The organism is Herbaspirillum sp. ST 5-3, from assembly GCF_004804275.1.
Lineage (GTDB): Bacteria > Pseudomonadota > Gammaproteobacteria > Burkholderiales > Burkholderiaceae_D > Noviherbaspirillum.
The window spans coordinates 65,057-83,257 of the sequence record NZ_STGI01000004.1; the positions used below are offsets into that span (position 1 = coordinate 65,057).

The 18,201-nt window shown below is 57.2% G+C and carries 8 protein-coding genes; 2 read left to right on the forward strand and 6 right to left on the reverse strand.

Annotated elements, in window-relative coordinates; genetic code table 11:
• Positions 1-31 precede the first annotated feature (31 nt).
• Together E6W33_RS09625 and E6W33_RS09630 are read right to left on the reverse strand one after the other, a co-directional pair.
• Positions 32-481, reverse strand: coding sequence for a hypothetical protein (locus E6W33_RS09625; protein ID WP_136416927.1), 450 nt, complete (start codon positions 479-481; stop codon positions 32-34).
• 117 nt (positions 482-598) lie between these two features.
• Complete coding sequence (locus E6W33_RS09630; RefSeq protein ID WP_136416929.1) at positions 599-1,186, reverse strand: hypothetical protein; 588 nt, start codon at positions 1,184-1,186, stop codon at positions 599-601.
• A 663-nt stretch (positions 1,187-1,849) separates the two neighbouring features.
• On the opposite strand from E6W33_RS09630, the gene E6W33_RS09635 reads away from it, so the two are divergent.
• Both E6W33_RS09635 and E6W33_RS09640 read left to right on the forward strand, forming a co-directional pair.
• A complete protein-coding gene (locus E6W33_RS09635) occupies positions 1,850-2,860 on the forward strand; it encodes an endo alpha-1,4 polygalactosaminidase (protein WP_348983156.1) in 1,011 nt (336 codons plus the stop codon).
• 341 nt (positions 2,861-3,201) lie between these two features.
• Positions 3,202-5,337 carry a UDP-N-acetylglucosamine--N-acetylmuramyl-(pentapeptide) pyrophosphoryl-undecaprenol N-acetylglucosamine transferase gene (locus tag E6W33_RS09640; RefSeq protein ID WP_136416931.1) on the forward strand — a complete coding sequence of 712 codons (2,136 nt, stop codon included), beginning with the start codon at positions 3,202-3,204 and terminating at the stop codon, positions 5,335-5,337.
• 598 nt (positions 5,338-5,935) lie between these two features.
• Here the strand turns inward: E6W33_RS09640 and E6W33_RS09645 are convergent.
• From E6W33_RS09645 to E6W33_RS26995, 4 genes are all read right to left on the reverse strand, one after another.
• Positions 5,936-7,498: a diguanylate cyclase gene (locus tag E6W33_RS09645; protein WP_136416933.1), complete on the reverse strand. Its 1,563-nt coding sequence runs from the start codon at positions 7,496-7,498 to the stop codon at positions 5,936-5,938.
• A 63-nt stretch (positions 7,499-7,561) separates the two neighbouring features.
• Complete coding sequence (locus E6W33_RS09650) at positions 7,562-13,804, reverse strand: AAA family ATPase (protein ID WP_136416935.1); 6,243 nt, start codon at positions 13,802-13,804, stop codon at positions 7,562-7,564.
• Positions 13,805-13,904: 100 nt separating this feature from the next.
• Entirely contained in the window at positions 13,905-15,998 is a 2,094-nt protein-coding gene (locus tag E6W33_RS09655) for an ATP-binding protein (RefSeq protein ID WP_136416937.1), read from the reverse strand.
• Positions 15,995-18,201: cadherin-like domain-containing protein (locus E6W33_RS26995; protein WP_211097293.1), on the reverse strand; the 2,207-nt coding region annotated here is incomplete at its 5' end. The genes E6W33_RS09655 and E6W33_RS26995, both read right to left, overlap by 4 nt.

Sequence of the window (18,201 nt, forward strand, 5' to 3'; positions counted from 1 at the left end):
ACGCGGATCAGGCAATGCGTCGGCCATGCAGCTATCTGCTGCTCCCGGCATCCGGAAGGGAAAGATGCATTTCCCATGCCTTGTCCGCCGTATCCAGGATCGCATCCAGCACGCTGCGCTCGTCGGGGAAATCCGTCAGGAGAATCTTGCGTGTCAGAACGTAACGCCCCTCTTCCGCATGCCACAGGAGCTCGGTCTCTCCGGCAAAGGAAAGCTGCATGGCCGACTGAGCAGAAGTCATGGAGCCGTAATCCGGTTGCGAGCGCCTCGGGAGGAATGCCGTGATTCCCAAACCTGGCGCTGCCGTATCGGCAATCACGGAGCTTAGCGTTAGTACGTCGCCAAAACGCAATTCAAGAACCGGCGTCACCCGCGATTCGCTATCCTGCCCGGCCAGGCCAGACATCTCTCGAAGGAATCGTTCGACAGCGGCGACCGAGCCGTCAAGCCTGCCCGGTGCATCGGAAGGATTTGCTTCCACCCTGGATCCTTGTGTTCAGTGAAATCGTATCGCCATTGCTTGTTTCGGCCATTCTACTGAAAAATGGCAGCTGAAACATCGTCCAGTCTGTCATCCCTCCTATCAGCGCAGGCAAACTCAAGCGCCGCGAGGCGCCTCTGCCCGCTCCCGGCAAAGCCGCCAGCATCGTTGAATCCGTGTTACCGGAGGCCCCCGATGTTCTTCCGTCATCGGTATTTGCAAGTGGTAATTGACCTCCGCCGACAGTGCTGGTGGAAGCAACAGTCGCAACCGGTTCCACATACCCGGGAAGTCACGGCGCAAATACCACGCCAGTGTTGTCAGCCCGCTGACTTCGGCGGACATTTCTGACTGAAACAAAAACTGCTGCCGGCTTCGCAAGGGTTGAATCGACGCAATGCCCAGGCACCACTTGCGATCAGAGAATGACAAGCTGTCGATCATGGGGTCGCCGCGTCGGTGTATGGCGACAAGGCCGGCAAACAGGCGAGCAGCCGTGATCAGCGCATTGGTATCGGAAAAGGCGACCACCTCCCATGCCGGGTCAAGCTGCCGGGGAAGATCCGCGGGGACGTCCAACTGCGCGCACCACAGCCTGTATCCATCTCGCCTGGACAGCAAGCTCCGCGCTTCCAGATCGGATAGCCCGGTCCTGGAATAGCTCCACGGTGAAAACCACCAATCAAGAAAGGTATTGGTCAACATGCGAATCTTTACCAATGACGAGTGAATGCAGGTCAACCTCCCCTGCCTCCCTGGCGATGTGACTCGTTCTGCCCCGAGGTGGTTTGGTCAGGGATGAGTGGATGTCCTGCGACTCCGGTTCCCGATTCAATGAAGATCACGAATTTACAAAGCGTTACCCAATTTTCTCCGACCCGAGAACTTTGAATTCGCCAGTACCACCTACGATTCGCTGTGTTGGCAACGATTGATCCGGCCCGCGTTTGCCACGCTCTCCCCTTCAAGGAGAGCAAGAATAGGGCAAACACGCTCGGCCGGATCAGTAACGGCATCGACGCCAGGCCGCAAACGCCTGCGCAATCACGTCACCCCATCTTTCCCATTTTGTCGATGGCCTCAGTAGAGAGTGGGTTGCATCTTCGAAAAAAGGTCCGGAAAGAGAACGCGCAGACATGCGCTACGCGGCCAGGCGAGTTTTATCTGGCACAGAGAGATACAAGAAGTTCGAACGGGAGGAAGTAATCGAACCTGAAAGATGCGTCTTCATCACGAATGCGACGAGGCGCCCACCCTTCATTACAAACCGGTTTTCAAAGGATACTCATGACCGATCAGTTGAAAAGAAATCCAGCTATCAGATTGTTGGACACAAAGCGCAAACCAGAGATTGCAACGAGAATCTGCTTGCCTGAGCATCCGGATGCCAAATCCAAACCCGGCAAACCCGCCGGAATGGCAGGCTACGCTCTCGCCGTCCTGTGCATGAGCGCACTGGCGGCCTGTGGCGGCGGTTCCACGGATTCGGCGCCTCCGGCTGCCACCTCCTCGTCGGTCTCAGCGGCGACAACACCCACCGCCACTCCGAGTACACCAGCACAATCGACACCGGCGACTTCGACCGATACATCGACACCGCCGGCTTCAGTCGAACCATCGACATCAATCCCAACGCCGGCAGGTACCAATAGCGAGCAATGGGTCCCGAACGTCAGCGACACATGGCAGTGGCAATTGAGAGGAACAGTCAACACCAGTTATGCGGTCAAGGTCTACGACATCGATCTGTTCGACACGCCGCAAACCACGATCGATTCACTCAAGGCACAGGGGCGGCGCGTTGTCTGCTATTTCTCCGCCGGAAGCTCGGAAGACTGGCGACCCGACTTTAGCCAGTTTGCTGCCAACGATATGGGCAATGGGCTCGACGGCTGGCCGGGGGAACGATGGCTCGACACACGTTCGGCGAACGTGCGTGCGATCATGAAAAAGCGCCTGGATCTTGCCAAATCCAAGGGGTGCGACGGCGTAGAGCCGGACAATGTCGACGGCTATACCAATCATCCCGGGTTCCCGCTAAACGCAGCCACCCAGCTCGACTACAACAAATTTCTCGCGGCCGAGGCGCATGCGCGTGGCCTGGCAGTCGCCCTGAAGAACGACGTTGATCAAGTGACGGATCTCATTTCGCATTTCGATTTCGCCGTGAACGAACAATGTTTCGAGTATGACGAATGCGGCGCATACACCGCATTCACCAGCCAGGGAAAGCCGGTATTCAATGCGGAATACGCGAGCGTCTATCGCACGCCAGGCGGCCAGGCGTCCCTTTGCAAGACAGCGAAGTCTGCGAACGTCCGTACCTTGGTACTACCGCTGAAACTGGACGATACCTACCGGTTCGCATGCGATAGCTAAGTACATCGTCGACGAGAGTTGCGGTCTTCCGAGCCAGGCGGACCGCATTGAACCCTATCCCGGCCGACGAGAAGTCGGCCGACTTCATTCCCGCCCGAGGGGCGATAACGCTCCTGTCCGTCTAACCATCGCGAGAACAGACCGGACTTCCATAGCGACACTGCCTGTTTTTCCCCTGGCACGATGCCGCCCCTCCCCCACAAATACCTCGGTAGCACTGACCGGAACCGCGGTCCATCGCGGAACACTCACGGTAACGGCCACGGCCGTTCGAACCCAAGCTGAGCGCCGGCAGGCAGCGGCAACTTGGACCCCATGTGCGTTAGAAAGGAAAACCACCTATGAAGAGAGCCCTTCCGCAGCCCGTCCTCACACAACATGCGCCGGTTGTGCACAACATGAAGAGAGCCTTTTCGGAGCCCATCCTCTCAAACCCCGCGCTCGCGGAGAAAATCCAGAAAGCAAGCATCGACAGGGGTTCCGGCTTGGCACCCGACGTTAAAACCGCGCTGAAACAGGCAGCCCGCGGCCGAGATACCACCATTCTCGTCGCAGGCTATTCCCCGACAGGCGGCGGACATACGGCGCGTATGCTCGATGTTATCGAGATGGCGGCCGAAAGAGGCACTTTGGCGCAAGGCAGCACGGTTGTCTTGCACGTGCCGCAGAAATGGGAAAAGAACGGCAACCCAGTGAACCGGCCCGACGAACTGGAGAATCTCGCCAGTACACTGAACCGACGTGGCATCAATGTTGTCGTCGCGGAGGCTGACAAGTCTGTGATCGGGTACCTGAGGGAAGATGGAAGTTCCGACGACCCGCGAATTCTCGACCGCCTTGCCGACATGCCGAACCGCCCGGACGCCGCTACGGCAACCGTTCTGGATGCCGGTTTATATACAGGCCCCGAAAGCATCAATTGGCAGGAGCTGCAACATGTTTCAATTTCGGCGAAGGATTTGATGACGACAATACGTGAAACAATCACTCCAGAGGAGCCGGATGCCGCTGATGGTGGCCGCCCCCACCGCCGCCCCCGCCTCAATCATCCTATTGAATACAAGGTCAAAGTGTTGACGGATATGGATCCTGCGCTGCAGAAGGCGGCGAGGCAAGTCGGAGTTCGCGATGATCACAGGCTGGATCAGCAAAACCATGGGATCATGATCAGCACAGACCCACGCCATGCGGGTGACAATCTACTGCCCGAAAAGGCTTTTCTGGCAAAGGTTCTCAGCGGCATGGGAGAGCGTGTTTCACATATCGGCCTTGGCGACAAGAATCCGTTCAAGGACCTCCACGAGATCGCCACTGCACATGGCCTGACCCCGGATACGACCAAAGAAGACGCACTTCGAATGATGAGTCAGCACCTCATGGATCATGGTAATCCGATTGGAGATCCGGGTGGGCGCGCTCAAGTGCAAGGCATTCTTTCCCACCGCGACCTTTTGAATGCCAACGATGTGCGGAATATCGTGTATGTCTACGCACATAATAATACCAACCAAATCGCCAGCCACATCGTCAGCCAGCTTGACCCCGAACGCGGAAACAACCCCGCTTATAGAAATACCTTGTTCGTCTTTTGCGGAAAGGATGCACTTCAACAGGGAAATGCGATGCGGATCGCGACCCTTGCCGATGCGGATGCAATCACGACGGCGGGCGCTGGCACCGTCGGTGAGTTTGCCTTCCTGGCCAAGCACGCCGAAGCCAAGGCCGAGATAATGTTGCTGCCGATTCGGGGACACAACGAGCAGGAGGAAAATGCACGGGTCATCGAAAGGGATGGGCGGGTTCCGAGTACTGTCATATGGAACACTGAAAATCTCGGGGTTAATCTCGATGGATTTATCCAAAGGCGGAACCAAGCGGCTCCAGCAAAGTACGGGAACGAGCGGGAAGGCCCCTATTCGGTGGAGCCACTGCTGTTAGCGCTGCAAAGAGAAACCTATGTTCAGCAAGCCCATGAATTGCTGTTTCCTACCCGCCGGGCGGAACGCCGAACGCCCGCGGAAATCGTTGGAGACAGCTATGCCCAGAGCGAGAAAGCCATGCGCGATAACCCGGTGCAGAAGCTGAACCGCAAATTTGTCAAGATGTCGTTGCAGGTTTTGAATCAAATCGACGCTGCTCTCGAGAATCGGCGTCCGGTGCCGGAACGCGTTCACTTCAAGCTAAACAAGAAAGATCCCGCCGTCACGAGCTGCTCGCTTGCCGAATTTAAAGATCTGCTCCATAACAACGTTAGCCTCACAACGACGTTGCGAAGTGGACTTCGGGAGGAGGACAATCTTCGTTTCGGTCAAATTGAGCTGAGTGCCGACAATGTTATCGGTCTAAATGGCGTAAGAAATGTTATCAGATTGGTCGAAACAGTGGCACATCCCACCGAGGCGCAAGCAGCCCAGTTAAGAAATGAAATTGCGGAGGTGAAGGGTGTGCTCGGACATGAGTTCAAGACTGGCTTTTAGGCGCCAGGTGCCGCGGTGAACCGGGTCTCGCGCTCCATCGCAGGCGCGGGTCCTGTCCGCCACCCGTTTGCCGCCTCGCGATATGTTTCAGGCCTATGGAAGCTCCGGCTAGCGCGCTTGCGCGACGGTGGTTGAAATCCGAGGCGGTCGTTTCCGCCATCAGTGCGAACAAGCGAAAAAAATCCTGGGCGCCCTTTCAGTCAGGCACCCAGGATTGAACGGCTGAAAAAGCCGGCGTGTTACGCCAACCACCTTCGCCGAGGAGACAACCTGTGTGTGCAGTCCGCTCTCATCCAAGCTGAATAAGAGAGTGCGGCACTTGCATTAATCGTTCTGCCATTTCTCTGCGGCAGAGTTTGTCAGGCCCTCAACTCAGCTTGTGATACCGCGTGTGCCGGGATTGATACGATTGTGGCTTTCGCTCTATTTATCGGTCGGCACCGCCGGAGAGGAAGTCTGTGCGTAAAGGGGGAAGGTGGAATGGGTCAGGCTGTGACAGCCGGTGATGCATGCGCGTCGAAGCATCGCGGCGCTGAAGCCAAAGGGCAAGTGCAAAGAATGACGCCAAGCTGCGACAAGGATGCAGCGGATATCCGCATCAGCATGCGACAGTTGCAGCGGCAACGTCTCCAAAGTGAATCGTGCCGTCGTCCTGCGCAACCCGGTTTCGCCCAGCATTCTTGGCCACATAGAGTCCGCGATCGGCCTGATCGATCAATTCAGGAAGTGACAGATAGTCGCCCGCTCTCTTCAAGCTGGAGATTCCCAGGCTGGCGGTAATACGCAATCCGTGCACCGAGCGCACACCCGGCCCTGCCTCTTCCTGGATGCGGGTGCGTATGCGTTCGGCGATTTCCAGGCCGGTGCTCTCGTCGGTCTTGCTCAGCAAGATACAGAACTCTTCACCACCATAACGGCAAAACAGGTCGCCGCTACGCAATGAACGCCGTACTGCAGCAGCGACCTCCTGAATCACAAGGTCGCCGACCGCATGACCATAGGTGTCGTTAAAGGACTTGAAATGGTCGATGTCCGCCATGATGCAGAACAGATCCCCGTCGGCTTCAATACTGCTCTGATGGACCGACTCCGCCTGTGCGAAAAACGCCCTGCGGTTGAGGCAGCCGGTCAAATGATCATGATGCGCATGTTTTTGCAGTTCCGCGTTCTGCTGTTGTATCTGGTCCCGTGAACGCTCGAGGTCATGCAGAGCGTTTTGCAGTTTTGTATTGGCTTCACTGAGTTGCGTCACATCGTCCAGCGTGACCAGGCATCCCCGCGCCACCCCGCTGCCATCGTTGATCACCGAACAGTTCATGATCAGTTCGTGACGACGACCATCCGGCAGCTTGACCTTGAGGCTGCGTCCCTGCACCGTCCGGTTGGTGCGCAGCGCATGCTGCCACGGATATTCCTCCGCACTACCATCGCTGTTCAGGCCGGCCGTGAGCCAGCCGAGTTGCGCGACCGTCTTTCCTTCCAACTGCTCGCCCCTGCCTCCCGCGAGTTCCAGGAACATCGCGTTTGCCAGCATGATCTGGCCTTTGGCGTTCAGAATCAGTACCGCTTCCGTCAAGGTGTCGAACGCCGTTCGAACACGTTGCGGAACCGAATAGGAGGGATCGAGATAATGCAGGGCGCGGCGCAGGTAGCCATAGACCAGCACAAAGCCCAGTGATGCCAGCAACAGGAGGAACAGCATGGACGGCTCGCGCAGCACGTCGGTGATGGTCCTCGGGCTGTGATCGGCGAAAACCAGTTCCACCTCGCCCCATCGCGCCTTGTCGGCAAACAAGGGCACGGCCACACGCGTTGGCGACGAAGTCTCCGACTGCGACGATGTCCAGCGTGACAAATGATTGCGACTGGCTGCAACCAGGGTTGAGTCCACGCGCCGGATGCCGATCGAATCGATTTCCGAGCTGCCGGTAGTGAGCCGATCGACCATGTCCTGCAAGGCCTGTCGATCGCCACGGGCCAGCAGCGCACCAACCTGGTCGCCGATCACGCGGCTGCCGAAGCTGCGCGCGTTGGCCTGCTGCGCCTGCCTGCTCGGCAGCAGAAAGAAAAAGGAATCGAACACCAGCACCAGCGCAAATATCAGGCAAATGATCCCGAGGCTGAGGCGGGTAACCGGGCTGATACGGAAATATCTATTCATTCCCTCGTGTCTCCGATTCAAATAATTCTATCCTCGTCGGTCGGCGACCGGCGATGCATGCGTTCAATGTCGCTCGACGATCTGCAGGAGTGATTTTCGCAAGCTGGCTGCATTGACCGGTTTGTGCAACACCGGTACACCGCTCAAGGTAATTTCTTTCATCCTTGCCGGCGTGATGGTGCCGGTGATGATCAGCACCGGGATGTCGAGGTTGAATTCGCTCTGCAGCATCCGAATCACGTCCAGTCCGTTCTCACTCAGGCGCAGCCGGTAGTCGCAGATGAGTACGTCCGGCGCCCGCATGCTCAGGCTCAAGCTTGCAAGCGCCTCCCGCCCGGACAGCGCCGTCACCACGGTACAGCCCCACTGCTCAAGCAACACGCGCATCGCATCCAGAATACTGATCTCGTCATCCACTACCACGATCAGCTTGCCGGCGAGGTGGTCCTGCATTGATCCGGCCGGGGTGTCGAGTACCGTGGTCCAAAGCGGCTTCCGCTGCCAGTTCGACTGAAACGGGTCAATCCGCTGCAGATCGATGGCAAACATCGAGCCTTTCTCCGGCTCCGATTCCAGCGTGATCGGCGTGTCCAGCAGCCGCGCCAGACGTCGCACAATCGCCAGCCCCAGGCCCAGCCCCTTGGTGCGATCACGTCCGGTATTGCCGATCTGGCAAAATTCCTCGAACACCGATTTCTGCTGGTCGGCCGCAATGCCGATGCCGGTGTCGAACACCGCCAGCCGCAACCGAGCGCCCCGCCGCCGGCAACCGATCACGATGCCGCCGGATTCCGTATAGCGCACCGCATTGGCGGTGAGGTTGCGCAGGATCTGCTCGACCAGCGCCGGGTCGCTCTGCACCCAGGCCGAACAAGGCGCCACCCGCAACTGCAGGCCCTTGTCCTTGGCCTGAGGTGCGAACTCCACCGCGATGCGCGACAGCAGCGAGGCGATCGGGAAGTGCTCGATGTGCGGCGCGACCACCTGCGCGTCCAGCCGCGACAGGTCCAGCAGTGCGAGGAACATGTCGTCCATGATCTGCGCGCATTGCCGCACATTGCCCAGCACCGGCCGCGCCGGCTCCGGCAATTCGTAATTGCTCAATGCGCCCAGGTACAGGTTCAGCGAATGCATCGGCTGGCGCATGTCATGGCTGGCCACGGCAAGAAAGCGGGTCAGCTCGCTTTGCTGCTCTTCCTGCAGCTTGTTCACGCGTGCCAGTTCCTGGTTTCTCTCCAGCAGTTGGATCTGCGTCCGGCTCAGGGTCTTGAGCGTAGCTTGCAGGTGGCGGTAGGTGCCGGCATTGTCGAGGGCGATGGCGCCGTAGGCGCACAGGGCTTGGAAGATCATGCGTTCGCGCTCGCCGTAGGCGTGGCTGCGCTCGGACTGGACGACCATGACGCCGAGCATGCGTTCGTCCACTACCAGCGGGGCAAACAGCGACGTGCGCATGAAGCGGCCGCCGCGCGCCACGCCGGGAACTTCCGCTTCCGCTTCCGTTTCTGCTACCACCAGCACTTCCTGCCGCTCGCGCGCGGCTCTGGCCACATGGCAGGACGAGTCGATCCGACAGCTTTCCAGGTCGACCAGCGCCTGACCGTCGTGCCGGGCAAACACCGGTTCAAGCATGGTGCCGTCGCCGCTGGCGCCGTAAATGGCCATGGTGGACATATCGAGCAGGCGGCCCAGGTGGCGATGCAGCGCATCGAACACGGCATCCGTATCGAGATTGGCCGTAATGACACGGCCCACTTCACCAAGCTGCCGCAGCGTCTCGACCGACTGTGCCAGCTCTGCAGTGCGCGCGCTCACTCTGTCTTCCATGTTGGCATACAGCCGTGCGTTCTCGATCGAGATCGCCGCCTGTGACGCGAGCAAGTGCAATACTTGCAGCCGATTTTCAGTGAACGCACCTGACACAGCACTGTTCTCAAGATAGAGCAGCCCCGTCATTTCTCCATGATGAAGAATGGGGACGACCAGCAGCGAACGCGGACGGAAGGTCTGGACGTAAGCGTCATTGGCTAACAGTTTTTCCTCAAGTGCATCCTGAATCACCAGACCTTCGCGTGTATGGGCAACGTAATGCAACAGCGACAACGGCAAGGGTGCGGTGTATTGATTGGATTCATCCAATGCCAATGCTTGCAGTACTGTGGCTTCGGTTTGTTCTGCGCGCTTCACCGCTTCTACCGACCATTGCTTGTCTTTCTTCAGCAAGAGAACACCGCGTTGTGCGCCTGCATTTTCAACCGCGACTTCCATCAAGCGCTTGAGCAGTTTCTCCAGCACGATTTCCTTTGACAATGCTTGCGATGCTTTCATGGCAGTGGCAAAGTCTAGGGTGCCGGAATCACTCATGCCGGTCATTGATACAGACAGCGTGCGTGTGGTGTATGTCATTGAAGGGGCCAGTACTTCCAGCTCCGAACACCATTGCGGGTAACGCTGTGCCAAGTCGCGCACTTTGGCCAACGCGCCCCAACGTCGGTAGGCTTGCTGCGCACCGCGTAAATAACCTCGCGCCGCGCCTTCCATTCCGTTTCGAGCAGCATACTGACCGGCCAACTCCCGCGCCAGTGCCTCCTCATTCAGGAAATCGCTTTCCTTTGCCAGCGTGATCGCTTGCTCATAATATTCAATCGCCTTGAGCTTCTTTCCTGATATGCCCGCCAGCTCCGCTTCGACCAAATACCATTTATGCAGAAAATTAGACGGCGCATGCTTGGACCAGCGCGCCATCTTCTTCTGGTTCTTTTTTACTTTGCGCAGTAAGCCCGTACGGTCTTCGGCAAGGCCTTCTCTGAGTAAGGCGATGCAGTTCAATGCATTGTAAAAATAGAGAATGGCGATAGCGAAAAAACCAAGCGCGCTCGTATGCTTCTCGCCTATCGCCGCATAGTCGAATGCCTCTTTATAAGCGCCGAACAAATAACAGAGCATCAATCTCATGCCATATAAGATCAGCATTAGTGCACTGTTATCAGTCATTTGCTCGATTTGCAGAATGGACTGCCGATCGACAATCGATCCTTCAAGAACACGTGGATCAGGCGCGTGCCCCATCAAATTTTGCATCGTTTGCCGGAACAACACCATCGAAGGTCGTCCGCTTTCCCGATCAATTTGGCCCCATGCACCGCAATACTCGGCAGTCGCTTCGTCCAGCTCAGTCAGCTCGCCGCCGCTATAAAAGCTGTAAAGGCAGGATATGGTAATTGCCTGTCTACCGTACTCGAAATCGCCGATTTCCAAACTCTTGAAAAAAACGTCTTTTAGTGGATCGACTGTTTGTTGTAGCGGCACAACCCAGGGATTAACAAGTGCGTGCGTGACAAACATTGCGCGGCATTGATTCGCGCTCATCTCGTGCCGCTGTTGCAATCCGAGCGCAACTTCTGCAAATTGCGCGCCTTGCCCACTCTTCCCCAACACGCTGCTAATTACCAATCCAAGCGAAGCGAAATTAACGCCCGAACCCGGACCGTGGCCATGTTTAAGCGTATAGCGAATTGCTTTAAGCAGAAACAGCGGAAGGTATTTCGGCGCGCCGTGATAAGCGGGATTCAGTATGTTGAGCAAGGTATTGTGCGCTGCCAAGATCACCGGCTCAGTCATATTAGGCATGCACACCAGATCTTCCATGCTTTTCTTTTTCAATGCCAGTTGCGTTTGAAGCAAACTGAACACAACATGCAATTTGTTGGGCTTTCTCGGAAACGATATGCCACACAAACGCAACGCTTCAATTCCTTTAAAAGTTGCCTCTCGCTGCTTGTTTTGCTCAGTGCAGTTCCGTATCTGGATCTCATACAGTTTTATTTTGTCCACCAGATTATTCACGTGCGCAAAAGCGTTGCTGATATAGCTTTCCATTAACTCCGCTTCGTTAACAAGATGCGCCACTTCCGCTGCCTCGGTATATAGAGCAATCATCAAACTGTAATGGCAATCCCAGTCTTCATCGCTTACGAGTTCGGTCGCTACCTGCAGATAGTTCAATGCCGGTTTGTAAGCAGCCGATGCTTTTGCCCTGCGGGCCGCCGTCAAATTCAATTGAGCCAATTGGCGTCGCTCTGCTGGATCGGTCATCAACTCCCGGCCCAAGTTGAGATGGTTGGCCAACTCAAATACCATCGCTTGCTGCTCTGCTATGGAATACGTCTTCAGCCATAGTCTGCCGATCGCCAAATGCATCGCGAGCTTGTCTTGCGCATTGTCCAGCATGTATGCTGCTTGTTGCACGCGATCATGCAAGAAGCGGTAATTTGGCGACAGGTCCTGATCGATTGTGTTGGACGACTGCCCGACATATTTGTAGTGGTCGTCCAATGGAACGATCAGTTCTTCCCTCAATGCATCCCATAGCAATTCCGCGGTCTGCACATCTGACAAGGCACAAACGATGGCGAGCATTTTCAGGTCAAACACATTGCCTAAGCATGCAGCGCCTTGCAATACTTGTTGCGTCGCTGGAGGAAGCTTATGCAGCTTTTGCACCATCAGATCAACGATATTGTCGGTAATCCCGGCTTGCTCGATGCTGGCGATATCCCATTCCCAACAGCCTTGCGCAGCGTCGGGGCGCAATATGCCACGATCGGCTAATGTGCTTAAAAACTGGTTGAGGAAGAAGGGATTGCCCTGTGTTTTAGCAAGACAGAGATGAGCCAATTCTTTTGCTTGCTGAGCATCGACGTGTAATGTGTCGCATAAAAGTTCGCTGATCTCTGCCAGCTGCAGCGGCGGCAAGGAAATGGCGTGCATTGCCACACCGCTCTTTTCCATCTCTTTCAAGATGAGAGTCAATGCATGGCCCGGCGTGATTTCATTGTCGCGATAGGCGCCGATCAAAAGCAAATGAGGAGTAGCAGGTGGCTGCAATAGCAGGGACATCAATTGCAGCGATGGCAGATCGGCCCATTGCAAATCATCGAGAAAGATCGCAAGCGGGCATTCCACGGACGTGAGTGCGCCGAGGAAATTTCTGAATTCATGGTTGAAGCGGTTTTGCGCTTGTGCCGGGGGCATCTCCAGGACTTTGGGTTGTGGACCAACGATCAGTTCCAGGCCGGGAATGACATCGATGATTACTTGGGCATTGTTGCCTAGCGCATGCAGCAGCTTGTCTTTCCACTCCGCGATGGCTGCTTCGCCTTCGGTCAGGAGTTGTTGAATCAATTCCTTGAACGCTTGTGCTAACGATGCATAAGGAATGTCGCGTTTGAATTGATCGAACTTGCCTTCGATGAAGTAACCTCGGCTTTGCGTGATGGGCTTTTGGACCTCATGCACCAAGGCCGATTTTCCGATGCCGGAATAACCTGCTACCAGCAACAGTTCCCCCGGCCCTTGGCTGCTTCGATTATAGGCGTCCAGCAGCGCGGCAATTTGCGTTTTACGGCCATACAGCTTTTGCGGGATTTGCAAGCGGCTGGAGAAGTCATGCTGACCGAGTTCAAATGCAGGAATTCGGCCATGCTCATCGAGCGTGTCAAAACAGGTTTGCAAATCCGCCTTCAATCCTGCGGCGCTTTGATACCGTTCTTCCGCGGTCTTGGCCATCAATTTGTCGATGACGGCACAGACCATTTCGGGGATATCGGGCTTGATTTGACTGACCGGCTGCGCTCGCTTGGCAATATGCGCATGCACCAGTTCCAACGCGTCATCGGCAGGAAATGGTAATTGTCCGCTCAAGAGTTCATAGAACGTCACGCCAAGACTGTAGAAGTCCGTGCGGTAGTCCATCGCACGATTCATCCGGCCGGTTTGTTCCGGCGAGAGATAAAAAAGCGATCCTTCCAGCCACTCCGGATTGCGCACTTCCGGCACTTCCCGGGATAACTTGGTCGCGTTTCCCAGGTCGATCAGCTTGACCACATCATCATTACGATTCCACACGATGTTAGACGGGTTGATGTCCTTGTGCATGATGTTCTGGTCATGCAATTGCCCGAGGCATTCCGTGATGCGAATCGCCAGTGGCAACCATTCCGCGAGAGGCAGCGCTGCGCAGATGTCCAGATTGTTAAGGGAGGTTCCGCCAAAGTCCTCCAGCACCAGCATGTGTGACTCTTGATAGGGCTCCAGGCTGTATGCCGTGGCGATGCCATCGGAATGCAACTGATGCATCAGCTCGTATTCCTGCCTGAAGCGCGCCCGCCGTTCAGGCGATAGCAATTCCTTTTGCATCACCTTGCAGATGACGGGCAATCCATCCTCTACTCGATAGCCGCGAAACACCTTGGAATTTGCACTTGCATATATCAGGTCTCCAACGTGATATCGAGATGCACTATTCATGAGGACTTCCGCTCCACGTAGCGATCAAATTTTTTGTAGTCTGTCTCCAGGCCGATGCCCCCATCAAGGACGGGGAATGGCCATAAGTTGCATCCTATCACTAGATCTGCGCTTCGCTAACCAGCCGCACGAGCGTTTCCTGCAAAGTCGCCGCGTTGACTGGCTTGTGCAGTACGGGCACGCCAGACGCGGACATTTCCTTCATCCGTGCCGGCGTGATGGTGCCGGTGATGATCAGCACCGGAATGTCGAGGTTGAATTCGCTTTGCAGCGTCTTGATGACATCGAGCCCGTTTTCGTTCAGCCGCAGTCGGTAATCGCAGATAAGCGCATCCGGCACCTGCATGCTTTCGCTTAGCTTGGCCACGGCTTCCGGCCCGGATAGCGCCGTCACCACGCTGCATCCCCACTGCTCGAGCAGCACCTGCATTGCGTCCAGAATACTGATTTCGTCGTCCACCACCACGATCAGCTTGCCGGCGAGCCGTCCCCGTGCCGCTCCGAATTGTGCGTCCTCTACCGATCCCTGCTGCCAACCGGGCTGCAGGTGATCGATCCGCTGCAGATCGATCGCAAACATCGAGCCTTTCCCCGGCTCCGATACCAGCGTGATCGGTGTGTCCAGCAGCCGCGCCAGACGCCGCACGATCGCCAGCCCCAGGCCCAGCCCCTTGGCGCGATCACGCCCCGCGTTGCCAATCTGGCAAAATTCCTCGAACACCGATTTCTGCTGGTCGGCCGCAATGCCGATGCCGGTGTCGAACACCGCCAGCCGCAACTGCGCGCCGCGGCGCCGGCAGCCAATCACGATGCCGCCGGACTCCGTATAGCGCACCGCATTGGCCGTGAGATTGCGCAGAATCTGCTCGACCAGCGCCGGGTCGCTCTGCACCCACACCGAACATGGCGCCACCCGCAACTCCAGCCCCTTGGCCTTCGCCTGGGGGGCGAATTCCACCGCAATGCGCGACAGCAGCGATGCGATCGGAAAGTGCTCGATGTGCGGCGCCACCACCTGCGCGTCCAGGCGCGACAGGTCCAGCAAGGCCAAGAACATGTCGTCCATGATCTGCGCGCACTGCCTGACATTGTCGAGCACCGGACGCGCCGGCACCGGCAGTTCGTAATTGCTCAGTGCGCCCAGGTACAGGTTCAGGGAATGCATGGGCTGGCGCAAATCATGGCTGGCAACCGCGAGAAACCGGGTCAGTTCGCTTTGCTGTTCTTCCTGCAACTTGTTCACCCGCGCCAGTTCGCGATTTCTCAGCGCAAGCTCTGCATTAGCCTCGCTCAGTTCCGTCACATCTTCCAGCGTGACAAGACACCCGCGAGCAACCCCGCTGCCGTCGCTGATCACCGAACAGTTCATGATCAGTTCATGCCCTTTGCCGTCAGGCAGCCGAACCTTGAGACGATGTCCTTGTACCGTCCGATTGCTGCGAAGCGACTGCTGCCACGGATATTCTTCGGCACCGCATCCCTTGTCGAGGCCAGCGATCAGCCAATCCAGATAGGCAATTGCCTTTCCTTCGATCCGATCCCCTTCGCCCGTCATCTTCTGAAACACCGCATTGGCCAGCATGATCTGCCCCTTGGCGTTCAGGATCAGCACGGCTTCCGTCAAGGTATCGAACGCCGCCCTGACCCGCTGCGGAACGGAATACGACGGGTCGAGGTAATGCAGTGCCCGTCGCAGGTAGCCGTAGACCAGGACAAATCCCAGTGATGCCAGTAACAGGAGGAACAGCATGGACGGTTCGCGCAGCACGTCGGCGATCGTCCTCGGGCTGTGATCGGCGAAAACCAGCTCCACCTCGCCCCATCTCGCCTTGTCGGCGAACAAGGGCACCGCCACATGCGTCAATGTCGGGGATTGCCAGCGTGATGCGTGGTCGCGGCTTGCCGCAACCAATGTCGAGTTGGCACGACGGATGCCGATCGAAACGATTTCCGGGCTGCTGGCAGCAAGCCGATCGACCATGTCTTGCAGCGTTCGCTGATCGCCGCGTGCCAGCAGAATGCCGATCTGATCGCTGATCACCCGGCTGCCGAAACTGCGTGCCTCGGCCTGCTGTGCTTGCTTGCGCGGCAACAGGAAAAAGAAGGAATCGAATGCCAGCACCAGAGCAAAGATCAGGCATATGATCCCGAGGCTGATACGTGTAACCGGACTGACCTGCAAGACTCGTCTCATTCCCGTTCTTCTTCGATCCAATGGATCCGGTTCTCGTCCATTACATTAAATATATGATCTGCAATGTCGAGATCCGGGGCATCCGGCTTCTTGTCCTTCTCATCCTGTTCGTCCAGGATGTACAAAGGATCCATCCGTTGCCAGACAGGGATAGCCACGAAGAGACTTGCCAACAGAGCGCTTCGGTTGAGGGCCAACAAGGCTGCCCCGGCGGACGTCAAGGCCGCAGCAATTTTCACGGCTTGCGCAGAAATGACGTCCGAATCCGGCCCGGCAACGTCCGCTATCCCCGATGGCCCACCTCGGAATTGCACTTCCGTGTCTGGCGATGCGGGCACAGGCCCGAGCGGCAGATTCATGGCAGTTTTGTGCTGCGCGTCCAATTGCAGCAACGTCCATTTGTCAAACGTAATGAAAGCGGATTGCCATTTTGAATAAGCCACGGCAGCCTCGTCGATCGCTTCCGTCGATGCAGGGATGGTCGGCATCCGGACCGGAACAAACACCGAATCTGTCGTCGTCCGGGCAAGCATGTCATCGATATACGCAATGACATGGTCGTCAACCAACAGGCTTGTGCTTGGTACAAGCGTTGTAACCGTTGTCTTGCCCAGGACAGGGCTGCCTGCCAGCACATCAATCACTGAGACCGTAGCGGGAACCTGCCTGGTACTCGGCGTCGTCGAACTGATCTGGATTGCCGGATTACTGGATCCGCCTGACGTCGTATTAGTACCCGACGTCGTCGGACTGCTCTGTGTTGTCGTGGTACCGGTTCCGCCCGGAGTCACATTAGAACCTGACGTCGTCGAACTGTCCTGAGTAGTCGGGAATCCGGTTCCGCCGGGAGCCACATTAACTGGCGTGACATCGATCGTCATGGCATTGGGAGAGGCGTCCAGATCGACCCCACCATTGGCCGTGCCGCCATCGTCCCGCACCTGGAAGGTGAAGCTGGCATAGGCAACTCCGGACGCGCCGGCCACCGGCGTGAAGAGCAGTCTGCCGAGGTCGATATCCGCCTTGGTCACGAAATCGCCGGCGTTCACCGCAACACCGTTGTTGGTCAAGGCCCCGGCGCCCGGTACGGTCGTGATCTTCACCGACAAAAAGGCATTGCCGTCGCTGTCGTTGAAACCAAAGTCGGTTGCCGTGAAGATGTAGCTGCCGTTTTCCAGCACCGCCACCGTCTTGTCGGTGCCGGCCGGTGCATCATTGACAGCAGTGACATCGATGGTCATCGTGTTGGGCGATGCATCCAGATCGATGCCGCCGTTGGCCGTGCCACCATCGTCCAGCACCTGGAACGTGAAGCTCGCATAGCCAGCCCCGGACGCACCGGCCATCGGCGTGAAGACCAGTCTGCCGAGGTCGATATCGGCCTTGCTCACGAAATCACCGGCATTCACGGCAACACCCTTGTTGGTCAGTGTCCCGGCTGCCGGCAAGCTCGTTATCTTCACTGACAAAAAGGCATTGCCGTCGCTGTCGCTGAAACCGAAATCCGTCGCTGTAAAGGTATAGGCAGCATCTTCAAGCGTCGTCACGGTCTTGTCGGTGCCGGCCGGCGCACTGTTGACGACCGTGACATCGATCGTCATGGTATTGGGTGACGCATCCAGATTGACCCCGCCATTGGCCGTGCCGCCATCGTCCTGCACCTGAAACGTGAAGCTCGCATAACCAGTCCCAAATGCACCGCCAGCGGGCCTGAACACCAGCCGCCCGAGGTCGATATCCGCCTTGCTCACGAAATCGCCGGCGTTCACGGCAACACCGTTGTTGGTCAATATCCCGGCTGCCGGCAAGGTTGTGACTTTCACTGACAGCAAGGCATTGCCGTCGCTGTCGCTGAAACCAAAGTCGGTTGCCGTGAAGATGTAGCTGCCGTTTTCCAGCACCGCCACCGTCTTGTCGGTGCCGGCCGGTGCATCGTTGACGCCCGTGACATCGATGGTCATCGTGTTGGGAGAGGCATCCAGATCGACCCCGCCATTGCCCGTGCCGCCATCGTCCCGTACCTGGAAGCTGAAGCTCGCATAGCCAGTCCCGGACGCGCCGGCCGCCGGCGTGAAGACCAATCTGCCGAGGTCGATATCGGCCTTGCTCACGAAATCACCGGCATTCACGGCAACACCGTTGTTGGTCAAGGCACCGGCGCCCGGCACGGTCGTGATCTTCACCGACAGCAAGGCGTTGCCGT